This window comes from Zemynaea arenosa, assembly GCF_004614185.1.
GTDB classification, from domain to species: Bacteria; Pseudomonadota; Gammaproteobacteria; order Burkholderiales; family Burkholderiaceae_D; genus Telluria; species Telluria arenosa.
This window is the reverse complement of record NZ_SPVF01000245.1, coordinates 1-17,481: the sequence shown is the minus strand read 5'-3', so window position 1 is coordinate 17,481 and position 17,481 is coordinate 1. Positions and strand designations below refer to the sequence as shown.

Annotated in this window: 19 protein-coding genes; 14 read left to right on the top strand and 5 right to left on the bottom strand. The window is 63.2% G+C overall.

The window, feature by feature from the left end; translation table 11 throughout:
- The 3 genes from E4L96_RS19085 to E4L96_RS19075 form a co-directional block, all read right to left on the bottom strand.
- Positions 1 to 602, bottom strand: a 602-nt coding sequence (locus E4L96_RS19085; RefSeq protein WP_135208803.1) for a DUF3106 domain-containing protein, incomplete at its 3' end; no start/stop codon positions are given.
- Complete coding sequence (locus tag E4L96_RS19080; protein ID WP_135208802.1) at positions 602 to 1,042, bottom strand: DUF3619 family protein; 441 nt, start codon at positions 1,040 to 1,042, stop codon at positions 602 to 604. The genes E4L96_RS19080 and E4L96_RS19085, both read right to left, overlap by 1 nt.
- Entirely contained in the window at positions 1,039 to 1,608 is a 570-nt protein-coding gene (locus E4L96_RS19075) for an RNA polymerase sigma factor (RefSeq protein WP_135208801.1), read from the bottom strand. Before E4L96_RS19075 ends, E4L96_RS19080 begins: the two co-directional genes overlap by 4 nt.
- A gap of 466 nt (positions 1,609 to 2,074) precedes the next feature.
- Between E4L96_RS19075 and E4L96_RS19070 the strand changes: the two genes are divergently transcribed.
- The 11 genes from E4L96_RS19070 to E4L96_RS19020 all read left to right on the top strand — a co-directional run bounded on the left by E4L96_RS19070 (position 2,075) and on the right by E4L96_RS19020 (position 13,155).
- Positions 2,075 to 3,802 carry an acetolactate synthase 3 catalytic subunit gene (locus E4L96_RS19070; RefSeq protein WP_135208800.1) on the top strand — a complete coding sequence of 576 codons (1,728 nt, stop codon included), beginning with the start codon at positions 2,075 to 2,077 and terminating at the stop codon, positions 3,800 to 3,802.
- Positions 3,802 to 4,293 carry an acetolactate synthase small subunit gene (gene ilvN, locus E4L96_RS19065; protein WP_135208799.1) on the top strand — a complete coding sequence of 164 codons (492 nt, stop codon included), beginning with the start codon at positions 3,802 to 3,804 and terminating at the stop codon, positions 4,291 to 4,293. Before E4L96_RS19070 ends, ilvN begins: the two co-directional genes overlap by 1 nt.
- Before the next feature lie 8 nt (positions 4,294 to 4,301).
- Positions 4,302 to 5,333 (top strand): ketol-acid reductoisomerase, encoded by a 1,032-nt coding sequence (ilvC, locus tag E4L96_RS19060; RefSeq protein WP_267874341.1) that lies wholly within the window; start codon positions 4,302 to 4,304, stop codon positions 5,331 to 5,333.
- A gap of 157 nt (positions 5,334 to 5,490) precedes the next feature.
- A complete protein-coding gene (locus E4L96_RS19055) occupies positions 5,491 to 6,267 on the top strand; it encodes an SIMPL domain-containing protein (RefSeq protein WP_135208797.1) in 777 nt (258 codons plus the stop codon).
- 49 nt (positions 6,268 to 6,316) lie between these two features.
- Complete coding sequence (gene pssA, locus E4L96_RS19050) at positions 6,317 to 7,192, top strand: CDP-diacylglycerol--serine O-phosphatidyltransferase (protein WP_135208796.1); 876 nt, start codon at positions 6,317 to 6,319, stop codon at positions 7,190 to 7,192.
- Positions 7,193 to 7,213: 21 nt separating this feature from the next.
- Positions 7,214 to 8,758: a 2-isopropylmalate synthase gene (locus E4L96_RS19045; RefSeq protein ID WP_135208795.1), complete on the top strand. Its 1,545-nt coding sequence runs from the start codon at positions 7,214 to 7,216 to the stop codon at positions 8,756 to 8,758.
- Positions 8,759 to 9,253 (top strand): GNAT family N-acetyltransferase, encoded by a 495-nt coding sequence (locus tag E4L96_RS19040; protein WP_135208794.1) that lies wholly within the window; start codon positions 8,759 to 8,761, stop codon positions 9,251 to 9,253.
- A 125-nt stretch (positions 9,254 to 9,378) separates the two neighbouring features.
- Positions 9,379 to 10,932, top strand: coding sequence for an alpha/beta hydrolase (locus E4L96_RS19035; RefSeq protein WP_135208793.1), 1,554 nt, complete (start codon positions 9,379 to 9,381; stop codon positions 10,930 to 10,932).
- A 60-nt stretch (positions 10,933 to 10,992) separates the two neighbouring features.
- Complete coding sequence (locus E4L96_RS19030; RefSeq protein WP_135208792.1) at positions 10,993 to 11,400, top strand: hypothetical protein; 408 nt, start codon at positions 10,993 to 10,995, stop codon at positions 11,398 to 11,400.
- A gap of 199 nt (positions 11,401 to 11,599) precedes the next feature.
- On the top strand, positions 11,600 to 12,628 hold the full coding sequence (locus E4L96_RS19025) for a hypothetical protein (RefSeq protein ID WP_135208791.1): 1,029 nt from the start codon (positions 11,600 to 11,602) through the stop codon (positions 12,626 to 12,628).
- A complete protein-coding gene (locus tag E4L96_RS19020; protein ID WP_135208790.1) occupies positions 12,595 to 13,155 on the top strand; it encodes a hypothetical protein in 561 nt (186 codons plus the stop codon). The genes E4L96_RS19025 and E4L96_RS19020 overlap by 34 nt, the downstream gene beginning before the upstream one ends.
- Before the next feature lie 201 nt (positions 13,156 to 13,356).
- On the opposite strand, the gene E4L96_RS19015 is transcribed toward E4L96_RS19020, so the two are convergent.
- Complete coding sequence (locus tag E4L96_RS19015; RefSeq protein ID WP_135208789.1) at positions 13,357 to 13,818, bottom strand: SRPBCC family protein; 462 nt, start codon at positions 13,816 to 13,818, stop codon at positions 13,357 to 13,359.
- 8 nt (positions 13,819 to 13,826) lie between these two features.
- Positions 13,827 to 14,327, bottom strand: coding sequence for an outer membrane protein assembly factor BamE domain-containing protein (gene bamE / locus E4L96_RS19010; RefSeq protein ID WP_135208788.1), 501 nt, complete (start codon positions 14,325 to 14,327; stop codon positions 13,827 to 13,829).
- 185 nt (positions 14,328 to 14,512) lie between these two features.
- Between bamE and rpsO the strand changes: the two genes are divergently transcribed.
- The 3 genes from rpsO to E4L96_RS18995 all read left to right on the top strand — a co-directional run.
- On the top strand, positions 14,513 to 14,782 hold the full coding sequence (gene rpsO / locus E4L96_RS19005; protein ID WP_135208787.1) for a 30S ribosomal protein S15: 270 nt from the start codon (positions 14,513 to 14,515) through the stop codon (positions 14,780 to 14,782).
- A gap of 154 nt (positions 14,783 to 14,936) precedes the next feature.
- Entirely contained in the window at positions 14,937 to 17,057 is a 2,121-nt protein-coding gene (gene pnp, locus E4L96_RS19000; RefSeq protein WP_135208786.1) for a polyribonucleotide nucleotidyltransferase, read from the top strand.
- A gap of 199 nt (positions 17,058 to 17,256) precedes the next feature.
- Positions 17,257 to 17,481, top strand: a 225-nt coding sequence (locus tag E4L96_RS18995; RefSeq protein WP_135208785.1) for a hypothetical protein, incomplete at its 3' end; no start/stop codon positions are given.

The following is a 17,481-nucleotide window of genomic DNA, read 5'->3' as shown; positions in this document are numbered from 1 at the left end:
GGCTTGCCGTGCGCGGACGCCGGTGGCGCCGCCACCGTGCGCTTGCTCGCCGCCGCGGCCGCCGCCTGCGCCGCCAGCTGCTTCTTCTGTTCTTCCGGGAGCTGCTGGTACTGCTCCCACTGCGAGGCTTTCTGGTCCGGCGCGATCTTCTTCGCGTTGACGTAGTTTTCGCGCACGCGGTTGCGCTGCTCGGGCGTGAGCTTGATCCACTCGCGCATCTTCTCGTGCATGCGCTGCTGCTCGTCCGGCTTCATCGCGCTGAAGCGGTTCGCGATCTCCAGCCACTTCTGCTTGCGCACCGGACCGAACTTGTCCCATTCGCCCGCCAGCGGCTGGAGCGCCGCCTGCTGGGACGGATTCAGATCCGTCCAGCGCGGCTTGCCGGCGGCGACTGTTCTGGTGGATTTGCCAGCGGCTTTCGGCGCCGCGCCATGAGCCGCCACCGGAGCCTGAACCGTCTGCGTCCCCGCGGCCGGTGCCCCGGCCGTTGCCTGGCTCGCCGGTGCGGCCACTTGCGCCACCGCCCAAGCGCACACGCCCGCCAGCGCCACCGCAAGCGAGGCGGCGCGTCCGAGGCGGGTGCGGCGGGAAGACAAGGTCATTACTGGGCGCGCTTCTGCTCGAGCTGCTCTTGCTGCTGTTGCTGCGAGACGTAGGCGTTGAAGCCCTGGTCGAGGTAAGCGGTGAGCGGCAGCTCGTCCGACAGGACCGCCGCATCCAGCTCGGCGATTTCGGCAATGCGCTGCTTCTGCTCGTACTGGTAAATACCGGCCAGCCCGAACGCCATCGCCACCAGTGGCACCGCCACGCCAAGGCGGCCCAGCCAGGTGACGTCCTGGAACCACGAGCGTCCGCCGGCAGTCAATACATTGCCCACCGACACCCGCTGCGCCACGCGCACCGGCTTGTCCGCCTTCTTGCGCGCGAGCGCCGCCTGGCGCGCTGCGGCCAGCCGGTCCGTCGTCTCGGACGGCAGCTGATCCAGCTTGTCGTTCAGTGCGTGGCGTACCTTGTACGCAAAGTTGAGGTCGTCGGTATTCATAATGTGATTCCCTTGGCCTTGAGCGCTTCCGCCAGGGCGTGCGTGGCCCGGGAACAGTGTGTCTTGACGCTTCCTTCCGAGCAGCCCATGGCTTCGGCCGTTTCGGCCACATCCATGTCCTGCCAGTAACGCATGAGGAAGGCTTCCCGTTGACGCGTGGGGAGTTTTTGCACTTCCTGGTCGATCACATCCAGGATCTGCATCCGTTCGACGGTGTCGGCGGACGACTCCTGGGCGGTGTTGCCTTCCTCCGCCTCATAGGTGTCCAGTATATCAAAATCCTCATTTTCGCCGTCGTGGCGTCCCAGGCCGGAAAACAGGCTGACCCAGGTGTTGCGCACCTTTTCGCGGCGGAAGAAATCGAGGATGGTGGTCTGCAGAATGCGCTGGAACAGCATCGGCAGTTCGGCGGCCGGCTTGTCGCCGTATTTCTCGGCCAGCTTGATCATGGCATCCTGGACAATGTCCAGCGCCGCCTCCTCCCGCCTGACCGCATAGGCCGCCTGCTTGAAGGCCCGACGCTCGACACTTTCGAGAAAGTCCGATAATTCTTTGTCTGTTGCCATGCGTGAGGGGAAGGGTGGTCAGGGTTGCGTCCGGTACGTTGCCGAACGCATGTACAAAACTCGCGAATCCTAGCAAAAATTGGCGCGCATTGCACCGTTTCAGGACTGGCGGGAAGATTGAGCTTGACCAGAATGGTGCGGCGCAGTAAGGTGTAGGTCGCTTTGCAACAAACAAGGCTCCCGGTTTCCCGGCGCTGGCCCCACCAGATCAGCACGGACGAAACCAGCTTTCATGTAGGCAGTTTGCTCTAACCCGCGCCACAAGCGCGAGAAGTGCGCCAGAACGCTACAAGACTCTCGCCGAACGAGATTGCGGCCCAGCGCCGGTTCGTAACGTCACTACGGGGACGTGAAAGATCGCCGTGACCGCAGAAAGAAGGGACGCCAGAGTGTTTGTTGCGGTACGACGTGCTTCGTCAGGAGAGAGCATCCGATCTTTTCCCATTGGGTTTTGAAAGGACGTTTTATGAATCCCGAAGCATCGGTCCCCCTCACGGGCGCCGAGATTGTCGTGCGTTGCCTCGCTGAAGAAGGTGTTGAACACGTCTTTGGCTACCCCGGCGGCGCAGTCTTGTACATCTACGACGCCATCTTCAAGCAGGACAAATTCCAGCACATCCTGGTCCGCCACGAGCAAGCCGCCGTGCATGCCGCCGACGCGTATTCACGCAGCTCGAACAAGGTGGGCGTGGCCATCGTGACCTCCGGTCCGGGTGTGACCAACGCCGTCACCGGTCTGTCGACCGCGTACATGGACTCCATTCCGATGGTGGTGATCTCCGGCCAGGTGCCGAGCCACGCGATCGGGCAGGACGCCTTCCAGGAATGCGACACCGTGGGCATCACGCGCCCGGTGGTCAAGCACAACTTCCTGGTCAAGGACGTCAAGGACCTGGCGGACACCATCAAGAAAGCCTTCTACATCGCCCGTACCGGCCGCCCCGGCCCCGTGCTGGTCGACATTCCGAAGGACATCACCGTGCACAAGGCGCCGTTCTCGTATCCGAAAGAGATCGAGATGCGCTCCTACCGCCCGGTGGACAAAGGCCACTCGGGCCAGATTCGCAAGGCCGTGCAGCTGCTGCTCTCCGCCGAGCGCCCGATGATCTACACGGGCGGCGGCGTGATCCTTGCGAACGCGTCGAACGAGCTGAATCGCCTGGTCGATAAGCTGGGCTACCCGTGCACCAACACGCTGATGGGCCTTGGCGCCTATCGCGCGACCAGCGACAAATTCGTGGGCATGCCCGGCATGCACGGCAGCTACGAAGCCAACATGGCGATGCAGAACTGCGATGTGCTGATCGCGATCGGCGCGCGCTTCGACGACCGCGTGATCGGCAACCCGAAGCACTTCGCCACCAACCCGCGCAAGATCATCCACATCGACATCGACCCCTCGTCGATCTCCAAGCGCGTGAAGGTCGACATCCCCATCGTCGGCAACGTCAAGGACGTGCTGGTCGAGCTGCTGTCGCAACTGGATGCCTCCGAAGCGAAGCCCAACCAGCAGACCCTCGCCAAGTGGTGGGGCCAGATCGACGAGTGGCGCGGCCGCAACTGCCTGCGCTACCAGGATTCGGACACCGTCATCAAGCCGCAGTCGGTGGTCGAAAAGCTCTGGGACATCACCCAGGGCGACGCCTTCATCACGTCCGACGTCGGCCAGCACCAGATGTGGGCCGCCCAGTACTACAAGTTCGACAAGCCGCGCCGCTGGATCAATTCCGGTGGCCTCGGCACCATGGGTGTCGGCCTGCCGTACGCCATGGGCGTGCAGATGGCGAACCCGGATGCGACCGTCGCCTGCATCACCGGCGAAGGCTCGATCCAGATGTGCATCCAGGAGCTCGCGACCTGCAAGCAGTACCACCTGACGCCCAAGATCATCCTGCTGAACAACCGCTTCCTCGGCATGGTGCGCCAGTGGCAGCAGATCGACTACGGCTCGCGCTACTCCGAGTCGTACATGGATTCGCTGCCGGACTTCTCCAAGCTCGCGGAATCCTTTGGCCACGTGGGCATGAAGATCGAGAAGCCAGGCGACGTGGAAGGCGCGCTGCGCGAAGCCTTCGGCATGAAGGACCGCCTGGTCTTCATGAACTTCATCACCGACCAGGCAGAGAACGTGTGGCCGATGGTGAAGGCGGGTGCCGGTCTGTCTGAAATGCTGCTCGGATCGGAGGACCTGTAATGCGACACATAATCTCCGTCCTTCTCGAAAACGAAGCGGGTGCGCTGTCGCGCGTGGTGGGCCTGTTCTCCGCACGCGGCTACAACATCGAGACGCTGACCGTGGCGCCGACCGAAGACGCGACCCTCTCGCGCATGACCATCGTGACCACTGGCTCGGACGACATCATCGAGCAGATCACCAAGCACCTGAACCGGCTGATCGAAGTGGTGAAGGTGGTGGACCTGACCGAAGGCGCGCACATCGAGCGTGAGCTCATGCTGATCAAGGTGCGTGCGGTCGGCAAGGAGCGCGAAGAGATGAAGCGCACCGCGGACATCTTCCGCGGCCGCATCATCGACGTGACCGAGAAGACCTACACCATCGAACTCACGGGCGCCAAGAGCAAGCTCGATGCCTTCATCGACTCGATCGACCGCGCGGCCATCCTCGAAACCGTGCGTACCGGCGGCTCCGGCATCGGCCGTGGCGAACGTATCCTCAAAATCTGAATTCAAAAATTAGGGCTCATAACATGAAAGTTTTCTACGACAAGGACTGCGACCTCTCCCTCATCAAAGGCAAGAACGTCGCCATCATCGGTTACGGCTCGCAGGGCCACGCGCACGCGCAGAACCTCAACGAATCCGGCGTCAACGTGACGGTCGGCCTGCGCAAGGGCGGCGCCTCCTGGGCCAAGGTGGAGAACGCTGGCCTCAAGGTCGCGGAAGTGAATGAGGCCGTGAAGAACGCGGACATCATCATGATCCTGCTGCCGGACGAGAACATCGCCCAGGTCTACAACGAGAACGTGGCGCCGAACGCCAAGCAGGGCGCGGTGCTGGCTTTCGCGCACGGCTTCAACGTACATTACGGCCAGGTCGTGCCACGCGCGGACCTGGACGTGATCATGATCGCGCCGAAGGCTCCGGGCCACACCGTGCGCAACACCTACAAGCAGGGTGGCGGCGTGCCGCACCTGATCGCCGTCTACCAGGACAAGTCGGGCATCGCGCGCGATATCGCGCTGTCGTATGCGATGGCTAATGGCGGCGGCAAGGCCGGCATCATCGAGACCAACTTCCGCGAAGAGACCGAGACGGACCTCTTCGGCGAACAGGCGGTCCTGTGCGGCGGCACCGTGGAGCTGATCAAGGCTGGTTTCGAGACGCTGGTGGAAGCGGGCTACGCGCCGGAGATGGCCTACTTCGAGTGCCTGCATGAGCTGAAGCTGATCGTGGACCTGATCTACGAAGGCGGCATCGCCAACATGAACTACTCGATCTCCAACAACGCGGAATATGGCGAGTACGTGACCGGGCCGAAGGTCGTGACCTCGGCGACCAAGGATGCAATGCGCCAGTGTCTGAAGGACATCCAGACCGGCGAGTACGCGAAAAGCTTCATCCTCGAGAACAAGGCTGGTGCGCCGACCCTGATCTCGCGCCGCCGCCTGACCGCCGAGCACCAGATCGAAGAGGTGGGTGCGAAGCTGCGCGCGATGATGCCGTGGATCGCCAAGAACAAGCTGGTCGACCAGTCGAAGAATTGAGGTCCCGCCCCGCTCGCGCGGGGAATTTTTTCCGGCCCAAGGACGGAAGGGGTAGCCCGGCGGGCGCCCGTAATTTGCAACTTTGTATTACGCGTGCCCGCATACATCCCCGGTTGAATGTATCTTGTCGGATATTTACTTCACCGGGAGTTCATTTATGTCGTTGACCAAAACCTTCGCCGCCGCAGCGCTCGTCCTGGCCGCGGCCACCGTGGGCGCACACGCCCAGCAAATCCCGACCGCCGGCACGCTGGTCGTCATCCCGGCGTTCGGCGAAGTCACGCACGCGAACGACCAGGCCACCGCCACCCTGATGGTCGAAGAGCAGGACAAGGACAAAACCGCCGCCGCCTCGCGCGTGAACGCCAAGATGCGCGAGGGGACCGAGATCCTCAAGAAGGCCGATCCGCAGGCCAAGCTGAAGACCTACGGCTACTACACCTACCCGGTCTATCCTGAAGACCGGCCGCCGATGCCGCTCGATGCCACTGGCAAGGTGAAGCCGCGCCAGCCCGCGTCCTGGCGCGTGGGCCAGTACGTGGAGGTCAAGACCACCAATATCGGTGCGCTGCAGAAGACTGTGGCCGCCGCCCAGAAGGTGCTGGCGCTGAACGGCCTGTCCTTCGGCCTGGCCCCCGAGACTGAAAAGCAGCTGGACGACCAGCGCATCGCCGCCACCTACAAGAACCTGAATGAGCGCATCGCCTCCGTGGCGCGCGCCATGGGTCGCCGCGTCGAGGATGCGGTGCTCGACACCGTCGATTTCGAAGGTTCCGGCAATTATGTGCGTGGCGAGACCGCCGACGGTGCCGCGCCGATGATGGCCAAGGCCGCCTTCGCGCGGGCGGGCGCGCCGGAGGTGGCGGAGCCCAGCTTCGAACCCGGCGACACCACCCTGCAGATGCGCCTCGTCGGAAAGGTGAAATTCAAGTAAGAAGCGCCGCACTATAATAGGGCGACATTCATTCTTGCCAATACCGACCATGCCGACTTTCCCTCGACGCAAAGCCAAACTTGCCGCGCATCCCGTCAACAAGCCGCCCCGCAAGGCGCGCTTTGCACGGTTCCGCCGCCAGCCGGTGCAGGTCGAGGGGCCGCGCAAGCGCGCCCGCGGCATCTACCTGCTGCCCAACGCCTTCACCACGGGGGCGCTGTTCTGCGGCTTCTACGCCATCGTGCAGGCGATGAACGGCAAGTACGATTACGCGGCGTGGGCCATCTTCATCGCCATGATCCTCGATGGCCTGGATGGCCGCGTCGCCCGCCTCACCAACACCCAGTCCGAGTTCGGCGCCCAATACGACTCGCTGTCGGACATGGTCAGCTTCGGCGCCGCCCCAGCCTTGGTCATCTACGAATGGTCGCTGCGCGGCCTCGGCAAGCTGGGCTGGATCGCGGCCTTCGTCTACTGCGCCGGGGCCGCCCTGCGCCTGGCGCGCTTCAACACGAATATCGAAGTGGTGGACAAGCGCTACTTCCAGGGCCTGCCCAGCCCCTCGGCCGCCGCGCTGGTCGCGGGCTATGTGCTGGCCATGACCGAGGATGGCGTCATCGGCACCACGCAGCCGTGGATCTCGTGGTCCATCACGCTGTTCGCAGGCCTGTCGATGGTGACCAACCTGCCGTTCTACAGCTTTAAGGAGATCAACTTCCGCCAGTCGGTCCCCTTCATCGCGATTTTCCTGATCGCCCTCGGCCTCGCGCTGATGGCGTTGTTCCCGTCGTACTCCATCTGGTGGTTCTTCGTCATCTACGGCATCTCGGGCTACATCATCTACCTCATCCGCCTCGCGAAGGGCGAGCGGGTGTCGCTGGTGCAGACCGACGAGGAGCCGGTGGATGAGAGTGAACGCCGCTAGCCTCTGATTCCTGGACCTGTCATGTCGATCTCCAACCGCCTCATCATCTTCGATACCACCCTGCGCGACGGCGAGCAATCCCCTGGCGCCTCGATGACCAAGGAAGAGAAGCTGCGCATCGCGCGCCAGCTGGAGCGGATGCGGGTCGACGTGATCGAAGCCGGTTTCGCGGCCGCGTCGCCGGGCGACTTCGAGGCGATCCGCTCGATCGCCTCGGTGGTGCGCGAGTCGACCGTGTGCTCGCTCTCGCGCGCCAACGACAAGGACATCGCGCGTGCCGCCGAAGCGCTGGCACCGGCCCCGCGCAAGCGCATCCACACCTTCATCGCCACTTCGCCGCTGCACATGAAGATGAAGCTGCGCATGGAGCCGGAGCAGGTGCTGGAGCAGGCCAGGCTGGCCATCAAGTTCGCGCGCCAGTTCACGGACGATATCGAATTCAGTCCGGAAGACGGCAGCCGCTCGGAAGAAGACTTCCTGTGCCGCGTGCTGGAGACCGTGATCGCGGAAGGCGCGACCACCATCAACTTCCCGGACACCGTGGGTTACGCGATGCCCGAGCAGTTCGGCGCCACCATCCGCCGCCTGCGCGAGCGCGTGCCCAATTCGGACAAGGCCATCTGGTCGGTCCACTGCCATAACGACCTCGGTCTCGCGGTGGCCAATTCGCTGGCCGGCGTGACCATCGGCGGTGCGCGCCAGATCGAGTGCACCATCAATGGCCTCGGCGAGCGGGCCGGGAATACGGCGCTGGAAGAAGTCGTGATGGCGGTGAAGACCCGTTCCGACTTCTTCAAGCTGGATTTGGGCATCGACACCACGCAGATCGTCGCGGCCTCCAAGATGGTCTCGCAGATCACCGGCTTTCCGGTGCAGCCGAATAAGGCGGTGGTGGGCGCCAACGCGTTCGCGCACGCCTCGGGGATCCACCAGGACGGCATCCTGAAGGCGCGCGAGACCTACGAGATCATGCGCGCGGAAGACGTGGGCTGGACCGCCAACAAGATCGTGCTCGGCAAGCTCTCGGGCCGCAACGCCTTCAAGCAGCGTTTGCAGGAGCTGGGCATCGAGCTCGAATCGGAGTCCGAAGTGAATGCCGCCTTCGCGCGCTTCAAGGAGCTCGCGGACCGCAAGGCCGAGATCTTCGACGAGGACATCATGGCGCTGATGTCGGACGAGGAGCATGCTGCCGAGGGCGAGACCTACCGGCTGGTGTCGCTGTCCCAGCGCTCGGAGACCGGCGAACTGCCGCTGGCCAAGGTGGTGTTCTCCATCGACGGCAAGGAGTTCAGCTGCGAAGGCACGGGCGACGGGCCGGTGGATGCGATGGTCAACGCCATCGAGAAGGAAGCCAAGTCCGGCGCTGAGCTGCTGCTCTTTTCGATCAACGCGATCAGCAATGGCACGCAGTCGCAAGGCGAGGTGTCGATGCGCTTGTCGAAGAACGGGCGCATCGTCAACGCGGTGGGGGCGGACCCGGACATCATCGTGGCCTCGGCCAAGGCCTACCTTTCGGGCCTCAACAAGCTTGACTCCAAGGTCGAGCGCATCGCGGCGCAGGGCTGAATGACGATCACGATCCGGGCATCCACCGAGGACGACTGGGAGATTCTCAAGACGCTGCGCCTCGCCGCGCTGGCCGATGCGCCGACGGCCTTCGGCGTCACGCACGCGAGCGCGCTGGCATTCACCGAGCAGCAATGGCGGGACCGGGCCGCGGGCCGTGGTCCGGCCGAATACTTCTACGCGTTTGATGGCGACGAACCGGCCGGGATGATCGCGGGCGTGCCGGAAGGCGAGGGCACGTTTGGCCTGATCGCCATGTGGGTGCGCCCGGCCAGCCGTGGCAGCGGCGCCGCCGGCCGCCTGGTCGAGACCATCCGGCAGCGCGCCGTGGAGCGTGGCTTTGCGCGCGTGGAGCTGAGCGTCGCGCCGGACAACCTCCCCGCCGCCCGCCTGTACCAGCGCCAGGGTTTCGTCTTCGTGCCGCGCACCGAGCCGCTGGCCAGCCATCCGCACATCACGGTGCAGTACATGGAGTGGGTCAATCCACCTGCCTGAGTAGTACTTGCGTTGCCGGCATTTTGCATTTCATTACGGCAATTGTGCAGTTCGTCGCATCCAAGCGGGAACTTTTCGGCGATCCCGGCAGAATGCCCCTCATACCAATATCGAGGGGCTGTTCCATGTTTGCACCAAGACTGACCATGCTGAGCCTGGCTCTGCTGACGACCGCCGCTTCCGCATGGGCCGAGCCCGCCCATGTGCCGCCTGTGCAAGTCGTCGCCGGGCCAGCCGCCGCCGCCGAAACAAGCAGTGGACGCCTGCTGGTATTCGCGCAGAAGGCCGAGGGTGACAAGGCGCCCGACAGCGTCAGCGCCGACCCGTTCTTCAAGAAAGACAATTTTGTCGCCGCGCGCGAAGTGACCGGCCTGAGGCCAGGCGCCGTGCTGGCGCTCACGTCCAAGGACCTGGCCTTCCCGGTCTCGATCGACCGCCTTCCGGCCGGCGAATACTGGGTCCAGGCCGTGCTGGACCGCGACCATAGCTACGCCTACTCCGGCCGCGGCGCCGGCGACGTGGTCAGCCCGGTCGTCAAGGTCACGCTGCCCGCCGCCGCCCCCGTCACGCTGGCGCTGGACGCGGTGGTCCCCGAGCGCAAGAGCTACTGGGAGCGCCCGGACGGGAAGCCCATGTTCTCCGCCGAAGACCGCGCCATCGTGGAAGCGCGCATCAAGCCGTTCGCCTTCGACAGCAAGGCCCTGAGCGCCTTCAGCGGCAAGCCGGTGCAGATGCGCGGGTTCGTTATGACGCCGCCGGACTACGACAAGGACACCCGCCGCTACCCGGTGGTCTATTTCACCCACGGCTTCACCGCAGGCATGGCTTCGCTGGCCGACAGCGCCGCGGGCGTACTCAGTCAGACCGGCAACAAGCGCTTGCCGCCGATGATCTGGGTCTTCCTCGACCAGAGCCTGCCCAGCGGCACCCACGAATTCGCCGACAGCGCCAACAACGGGCCCTGGGGCACCGCGTTGACGACCGAACTGCTACCCGAGATCGACCGTCTCTACCGTACCGACCTCAAGGCCGGGCGCTTCCTGATGGGGCATTCGTCGGGCGGCTGGGCGGCGCTGTGGCTGCAGCTGAACTATCCCAAGCTGTTCCGCGGCAGCTTCGCAACCTCGCCGGACTTCCCCGATTTCACCGCCTTCGGCGAGCTCGATCTCACCAAGCCGAATGCCGTGAAGAAGGACCTCGTGATGGAGCAGATGGAGGAGGTGCTGGGTGAGTACGGCGGCCAGATGCAGTCCTTCGAATGGGTGTTTTCGCCGCGCGGCGCGAACGGCCGCCCGCAGCGCCTGTACGACCGCCAGACCGGCAAAGTGGATCCCAAGGTCGCCGAGTACTGGCTCACCCACTACGACATCACGCGCATCGTCCGCCAGCGCTGGCCGTCGCAGAAGGCCGACCTCGATGGCAAGCTGCATGTCTACGTTGGCGACAAGGACGACTTTGGCCTGGACGGCGGCGTGCGCAGGCTGGAGGCAGCGTTCAAGGATGTGGGCGCGGTGGCGGAGGTGCGCTATGTGCCGGGCAAGGGCCACTTCGACCTCTACGCCGAGGGCAAGGAACGGATGGCGCTGCGCCGCAAGATGGGCTGGGACATCTGGAAGATCGCCTACCCGGATTCGACGCTGACGGACCAGCCGCCGATGCCGCAGTCTGCGCAGCGATAATAAATCGACAACTACGGGTGCTAGGCTGTCTCATGCAGGCCACTGCGTGAGGAGACAGTCATGGACAAAATGTGGATGGGCGCGTGCTCCCTGGCACGCTTTGCGCTCGGCGTCGTGTTTGTGGTGCACGGCTGGCTGAGCGTACCGGCCTGGTCGGAGTACTACCTGTTCATGCAGTACAAAGACCTGCTGTTTCCGGTGGTGCTGGGCGTGCTGCTGGTGCTGCAGGTGGCGGGCGGCCTGGCCCTGATGCTCGGCTACCAGGCGCCGTTCATGCTGCTGCTGCCCATGGCCCTGATCCTGATCCCGGGCGCTTTCATGTTCCTCGGCTTCTGGGCTCCCCCGGCCGGCTACCAGGAACAGATGGCGCACTCCCTCAAGACCGTCGCCATCCTTGGCATTGTGCTCCTGCTGGTCGAGCGGGGCTACCGGCGAGGCTCCATCGCCGGGCACGCCGCCGCCGACTAATTCGCTTCCTCCCGCGCGCACCGTGCGCGCGGGAGCCTCCCTGGCGCAGCAGCTGCATAGCCTCGCGGCCATCCATCCCGCACGCCGTCGATTTGATGTCTTTTCACGTCATTCCCAGCAGGCGTGGTAGTCAATTCTTTTTCGCTTCTCCGCCTGCGCCTATCCTTCTCACGTGACGGACAAACGGACGAGGTGCGCTATGCCAGGCCATGTCAGCACGACCGCTTGCGATGCCTTATGGGAACTTATTTTCAAGTACAAAGCCACATTCGGCGACAGGTTTGACCAGATACCGATTGGGATCGGACCTGATCACCAGTTTTACACCGGAGCGCGAATCAAGAATGCAAAAAACGGCTGCGAAGCGCATCACCTGCTCGGCGAATCGAGCATGTGTACCTGCTACGCATGCGATGAACAGCTTCGCTTCACTAACCTAGCTGGCATTCCGCTATCGAACACTCACTATCGTCTTCACTTAGCGGACGGTTCGATACACGAAGGCATTACAGATGCGGAAGGACGGACCTTGCGTGTGGGAACTCAGGAAGAAACGGAAATTCAGCAGGTTGAGCTCATCCAGCCGGAAGAATTAATGTGCTGCGCCAGAAGCCGGGAACCCCGCCGTGTCATTCGATTCCTGGACGAGGTACGCACGACGCGCAGTCAATACGGAACATCCGTGTGGGAGCTGCCGCTGGAGCCGCGCGCGCGGTATCTGACGCCTGGAGAAATCAAAATGGCGTCGTCGATCTTCAAATTCAGCATTGATTACTCGCTCGTAAGAGTTCACGACGAGGAATATCTTTGGTTCGGAATGCAGCCTGATAACGCCGCTATTACACCGGATGGACAAATCTACGTTGGACAAGACTCATATCGGCCGGACTATTCGACGTGTCCCGAATATTACCTGCGTCGATTGTTCATGCATGAAATGATGCACGTCTGGCAATATCAGATGGGCTACTGGGTTAAACTGCGCGGGGCAGTTCGAATCGGCTTGGACTATTCATACGAGCTGGGAACTCACCGCGACTTGAGTGAGTACAACATGGAAGCTCAAGGGGACATTCTTGCTGACTACTTCGCGCTGATGAACCTCGGGTCGGATTATATTGCGGAGCTGCGATATCGCGGTCATGCGGACAAATCTCTTTACCTGTGCGTGGTCGGGCCTTTTCTCGACGACCCATGCAATTCCAAGTTCTTGGCCTCCCTGATATGAACTTCCGACGCATTCGGATGCTGGCTCTTGCCGCGCTCATCCTGCTGTCGCAGGTGGCGAAGGCAAGTTCGTTCCCTGGCAAACTTGTCATTCGCGACAAAGGCGGGGTTCCTTGCTTTTCCTTGAATGACCAAGATAGCGGCAAGCATCTCAATTTCCAGCTTATCGAGGTTGTTTCGCACGGAGAGCCGAAAGGTATCGTATGGATGCAATACACTTTGGCTGAAGGCCCAACATTTGAGTTCGATGGGGCGTCGAGCTGTCTGCCCTATGGCAGTACGTGGGCAAAAACCGGAGGCAGTGGAAACGCTGGTCAACTATTGCCAGGGACACCCTATTTCGTGTCGCTTCGGGCCGCGTCCCCGAACCGGGGGGGCAGCGGGCCGGTAGATTACTTTGGCTGGTTTTGCATCAGCTTAGCTGCTGACGGTCACCCGCATGTTCAACAAATATTCTATGACCCAGCACTAAACCGATTCCGCTGGGATATGTGCACACCTCCATTTTCCTATGATGTTCGGAAATGAATAGCGATAGCCGAAATTCCCGGCCGTATGTCTTCGTCGGTCGCAGGGAAATCCGCCCAGCGCAAGACATGGCCGACGGACGGGGACGCGGTGACGGTAGAGAGGATCGTCGTGGCGTGTCGTCCGTTCCACCTGCCTCCTGCATCGTGGCCAGCTATACGCAGCCGTCGTTCACGCCCGCGTGCGTTGGTTACCCGGGTGTCAATGAATTGCGTGTCTGCCGGGTTCTTCGACAGCGGCGCGGATATCCCGCCGCAGCGCCTTGCGGGCCACGCGCTTGAAGAGCAGCCCCATCGGCAGCATCATGAGCCGCGCGCCCAGGTTGACGGGCTGGGAGTCGTGGACGGTGGAGAGGATCGTCGTGCCGTCGGCTCCATCCACCACCTGCATCGTGGCCAGGAATACGCAGCCATCGCTCTCGGCGCGGGTGCGGTAGTAGGCACCCTCGGCCGCCTCGGTGATCCATTTCTCGACCGTCGCCGGCTTGCCGAAGAAATCCCGTGTCTCGCGCCGGCGCAGGCCCGTCAAACCGACCGCCGGCCGCTCGACGATCTCAATGCCGAGGATCCCGCTCACCATCGAAGCACTGTGTTCGATATCGGCAACCGCCGCCCACACGGCGGCCCGCGGCGCCTGAATGGTGACCTGGGCGTCAACGATCATGGCCCACCTCAGCGGAACGGCCGCCGGTCGTCATACATCGGATCCGGTCCGTTCTGCACCAGCTTGACCACGCCGCGCTCGTCGAAGTGCACGTGCATCATCGAGTTCCAGACGTCGTTCTCCTTGTACCGGTACGACCACACTTCAAAATTGCCGAGGAACACGCGCGAGGTCTCGGACGGCCGCCCCACCAGGCGCAGCACATCTTCCTTCTTCGATTCGCCGATGCGCAGCTTGGCGAAGGTTTCGCCGCGCAGCACCTGCTCGGCCGCTAGCACCTTGCCGTTGGCATCGAAGCGCACCATCCAGGTCCGCTGGCCGAACGGCCCGGTGGCGTACTCGAACTCCTGCCCGCCCTGGGGCAGCGGGTACACATTGGTCGGATTGCCCATGCGCGTACGGACGGTGTCGAGGGAGTCGCCGGCCACCACCTTCGGCTGATTCCAGGTGGCGCATCCGGCCAGCAGCAGGGCGCAGGCGAAGGAAAGAAGACGTGTCTGTTTGATCATGAAAAGCTCCAAAACCGAGATAATGCACCATCTTGCACTATCACGTGCCCCAGCGGCAGAACAGCGGACTAGCTAAGGCGTCCTTTTTCGCCTATAATCCCCGGTCTGGCCCAAAGCCAGGAGTTTATTAACAAATCACGGCAAGCCAGGTTCCGACTTCGCCTGCCGCATGTGAAAGGCACATCATGACCGTAGAAAACATCAACAAGTCCGCCATCATCGCGGACAACGCCCGTGGCCAGAACGACACCGGTTCCCCGGAAGTGCAAGTGGCTCTGCTGACCGCCCGTATCAACGAGCTGAACACCCACTTCAAAGAGCACACCAAGGACCATCACTCGCGCCGCGGCCTGATCAAGATGGTGAATCGCCGGAAGAGCCTGCTGTCCTACCTGAAGTCCAAGGACGCCAACCGCTACCGCGATCTGATCGCCAAGCTGGGTCTGCGTAAGTAATCGTTGCGACCAATCGGTTTTTAGAAAAGTGCCTGCGCCAGTTCGCTGACGCGGGCACTTTTTGTTTCAGGCGTCCGCAGTGGAAGACTGGACGTCGGTGGTGAGGTGAACGACAGCCCCTGAAAATCTGTCGGCAAATAGAAAAGGATGACCCATGTTTAACAAAATCACGAAAACCTTCCAGTACGGCCAGCACACCGTGACTCTGGAAACCGGCGAAATCGCTCGCCAGGCTTCCGGCGCCGTCCTGGTGTCGGTGGATGACACCGTCGTCCTCGCCACCGTCGTGGCCAAGAAGGAAGCCAAGCCCGGCCAGGACTTCTTCCCGCTGACCGTGGACTACGTCGAGAAGACCTACGCCGCCGGCAAGATTCCGGGTGGCTTCTTCAAGCGCGAAGGCCGTCCGTCGGAGAAGGAGACGCTGACCTCGCGCCTGATCGACCGTCCGATCCGTCCGCTGTTCCCGGAAGGTTTCCTGAACGAAGTCCAGGTCATCATCCACGTCCTGTCCGTGAACCCGGAAATCGACCCGGACATCCCGGCGATGATCGGTGCCTCGGCCGCCCTGAGCGTGTCCGGCATCCCGTTTGACGGCCCGATCAGCGCGGCGCGCGTCGGCTACGCCAACGGCCAGTACATCCTGAACCCGACCACCACCCAGCTGAAAACCTCCGAGATGGACCTGGTCGTGGCCGGGACCGAATCCGCCGTGCTGATGGTGGAATCGGAAGCCAAGCAGCTGTCCGAAGAAATCATGCTGGGCGCGGTCGTGTTCGGCCACGAGCAGGGCAAGGCCGTGATCGACGCGATCCACGAGCTGGTCCGTGACGGCGGCAAGCCGGAGTGGGACTGGCAAGCCCCGGCCAAGAACGAAGCGCTGATCGCTTCGGTGGCCCAGTACGCCGAGCAGAAAGTCCGCGCCGCTTACCAGATCAAGGACAAGCAGGCCCGCACCACCAAGGTCCGCGAAGCCTTCGCCGAGCTGATGGCCGACCTGGGCGCGCAAGCCCAGGCGACCGGTGGCGCCGAGCCGGATGCCGCCGAAGTCGGTTCCGTGTTCTTCGACCTGGAAGCCAAGATCGTCCGTTCGCAGATCCTGGAAGGCGAGCCGCGCATCGACGGCCGCGACACCCGCACCGTGCGCCCGATCTCGATCCGCACCTCGGTCCTGCCGCGTACCCACGGCTCGGCCCTGTTCACCCGCGGCGAAACCCAGGCTCTCGTGGTCGCCACCCTCGGCACCGCGCGCGATTCCCAGAAGATCGACGCGCTGATGGGCGAGTACACCGACGACTTCATGCTGCATTACAACATGCCGCCGTTCGCCACCGGTGAGACCGGCCGCGTCGGTTCACCGAAGCGCCGCGAGATCGGCCACGGCCGCCTGGCCAAGCGCGCGCTGGTCGCGGTGCTGCCGTCGCAGGACGAGTTCAGCTACTCGATGCGCCTGGTGTCCGAGATCACCGAATCGAACGGTTCGTCCTCGATGGCATCGGTGTGCGGCGGTTCGCTGGCTCTGATGGACGCCGGTGTGCCGACCAAGGCGCACGTGGCCGGTATCGCGATGGGCCTGATCAAGGAAGGCGGCCGCTTCGCCGTGCTGTCCGACATCCTGGGTGACGAAGACCATTTGGGCGACATGGACTTCAAGGTGGCCGGTACCGCCAATGGCATCACCGCGCTGCAGATGGACATCAAGATCCAGGGCATCACCAAGGAAATCATGCAGGTGGCACTGGCCCAGGCCAAGGACGGCCGCGAGCACATCCTCGGCGAAATGGTCAAGGCCATGCCGCACGTGAAGACCGAGCTGTCGGACTTCGCGCCGCGCCTCATCACCATCAAGATCAATCCGGAGAAGATCCGCGACGTGATCGGCAAGGGTGGTGCGGTGATCCGCGCGCTGACCGAGGAAACCGGCACCCAGATCGACATCACCGACGAAGGCGTGGTCACCATCGCCTCCGTGGATGCCGCCAACGGCCAGGAAGCCAAGCGCCGCATCGAAGAGCTGACCGCCTCGGTCGAAGTGGGCAAGACCTACGACGGCACCGTGCTCAAGCTGCTGGACTTCGGCGCCATCGTCCAGGTCATCCCGGGCAAGGACGGCCTGCTACACATCTCGCAGATCGCCAACGAGCGCGTGAACGCGGTGGCGGACTACCTGAAGGAAGGCCAGCACGTGCGCGTCAAGGTCATCGAGACCGACGACCGCGGCCGCCTCAAGCTGTCGATGAAGGCCGCTGCGGCCGACGAGGCCGCCGGCGCGCAGTAAGCCTGCTGAGCTTCATGGAGAACCGCTGGGTGCGTGAGCCCCGGCGGTTTTTTTTCAACTGTTAAAAACTGCCGGCAGCGCGCGCTCCCGGCGGTTTTTTCGTTGCGCCCATACATACGCACACAACTGTCGAGCACGCCGTACTGAAATCGTGCACAATGGCTTCCCTTGCAATTTTTTTAACGTGACGGAGGCGACGATGGGACCTGCACTTGCGAGCTACGTGGCCGCCATGGCGCTCTCCATCGCCCATCCGTCCGCGCCGTCCGCCGGCGCGCCCGCCGACCCGGCTGGCTTCACGGCTCATGTGGCCGCGCACGTGCGGCAGGTGACGTCCGTGCCGGTCACGGTGGCGGCCCCGCTGGCGCTGGATGTCGCGGGCCGCAAGGCCGACCTGCAAGCCCTGTACGACGCCTGCTGGACC

What these genes read in the sequence shown, in the direction of transcription:
- E4L96_RS19080 (WP_135208802.1), bottom strand. Translation starts at nt 1,042, where the DNA reads ATGAATACCGACGACCTCAACTTTGCGTACAAGGTACGCCACGCACTG.
- E4L96_RS19075 (WP_135208801.1), bottom strand. Translation starts at nt 1,608, where the DNA reads ATGGCAACAGACAAAGAATTATCGGACTTTCTCGAAAGTGTCGAGCGT.
- E4L96_RS19070 (WP_135208800.1), top strand. Translation starts at nt 2,075, where the DNA reads ATGAATCCCGAAGCATCGGTCCCCCTCACGGGCGCCGAGATTGTCGTG.
- ilvN (WP_135208799.1), top strand. Translation starts at nt 3,802, where the DNA reads ATGCGACACATAATCTCCGTCCTTCTCGAAAACGAAGCGGGTGCGCTG.
- E4L96_RS19055 (WP_135208797.1), top strand. Translation starts at nt 5,491, where the DNA reads ATGTCGTTGACCAAAACCTTCGCCGCCGCAGCGCTCGTCCTGGCCGCG.
- pssA (WP_135208796.1), top strand. Translation starts at nt 6,317, where the DNA reads ATGCCGACTTTCCCTCGACGCAAAGCCAAACTTGCCGCGCATCCCGTC.
- E4L96_RS19045 (WP_135208795.1), top strand. Translation starts at nt 7,214, where the DNA reads ATGTCGATCTCCAACCGCCTCATCATCTTCGATACCACCCTGCGCGAC.
- E4L96_RS19040 (WP_135208794.1), top strand. Translation starts at nt 8,759, where the DNA reads ATGACGATCACGATCCGGGCATCCACCGAGGACGACTGGGAGATTCTC.
- E4L96_RS19035 (WP_135208793.1), top strand. Translation starts at nt 9,379, where the DNA reads ATGTTTGCACCAAGACTGACCATGCTGAGCCTGGCTCTGCTGACGACC.
- E4L96_RS19030 (WP_135208792.1), top strand. Translation starts at nt 10,993, where the DNA reads ATGGACAAAATGTGGATGGGCGCGTGCTCCCTGGCACGCTTTGCGCTC.
- E4L96_RS19025 (WP_135208791.1), top strand. Translation starts at nt 11,600, where the DNA reads ATGCCAGGCCATGTCAGCACGACCGCTTGCGATGCCTTATGGGAACTT.
- E4L96_RS19020 (WP_135208790.1), top strand. Translation starts at nt 12,595, where the DNA reads ATGCAATTCCAAGTTCTTGGCCTCCCTGATATGAACTTCCGACGCATT.
- E4L96_RS19015 (WP_135208789.1), bottom strand. Translation starts at nt 13,818, where the DNA reads ATGATCGTTGACGCCCAGGTCACCATTCAGGCGCCGCGGGCCGCCGTG.
- bamE (WP_135208788.1), bottom strand. Translation starts at nt 14,327, where the DNA reads ATGATCAAACAGACACGTCTTCTTTCCTTCGCCTGCGCCCTGCTGCTG.
- rpsO (WP_135208787.1), top strand. Translation starts at nt 14,513, where the DNA reads ATGACCGTAGAAAACATCAACAAGTCCGCCATCATCGCGGACAACGCC.
- pnp (WP_135208786.1), top strand. Translation starts at nt 14,937, where the DNA reads ATGTTTAACAAAATCACGAAAACCTTCCAGTACGGCCAGCACACCGTG.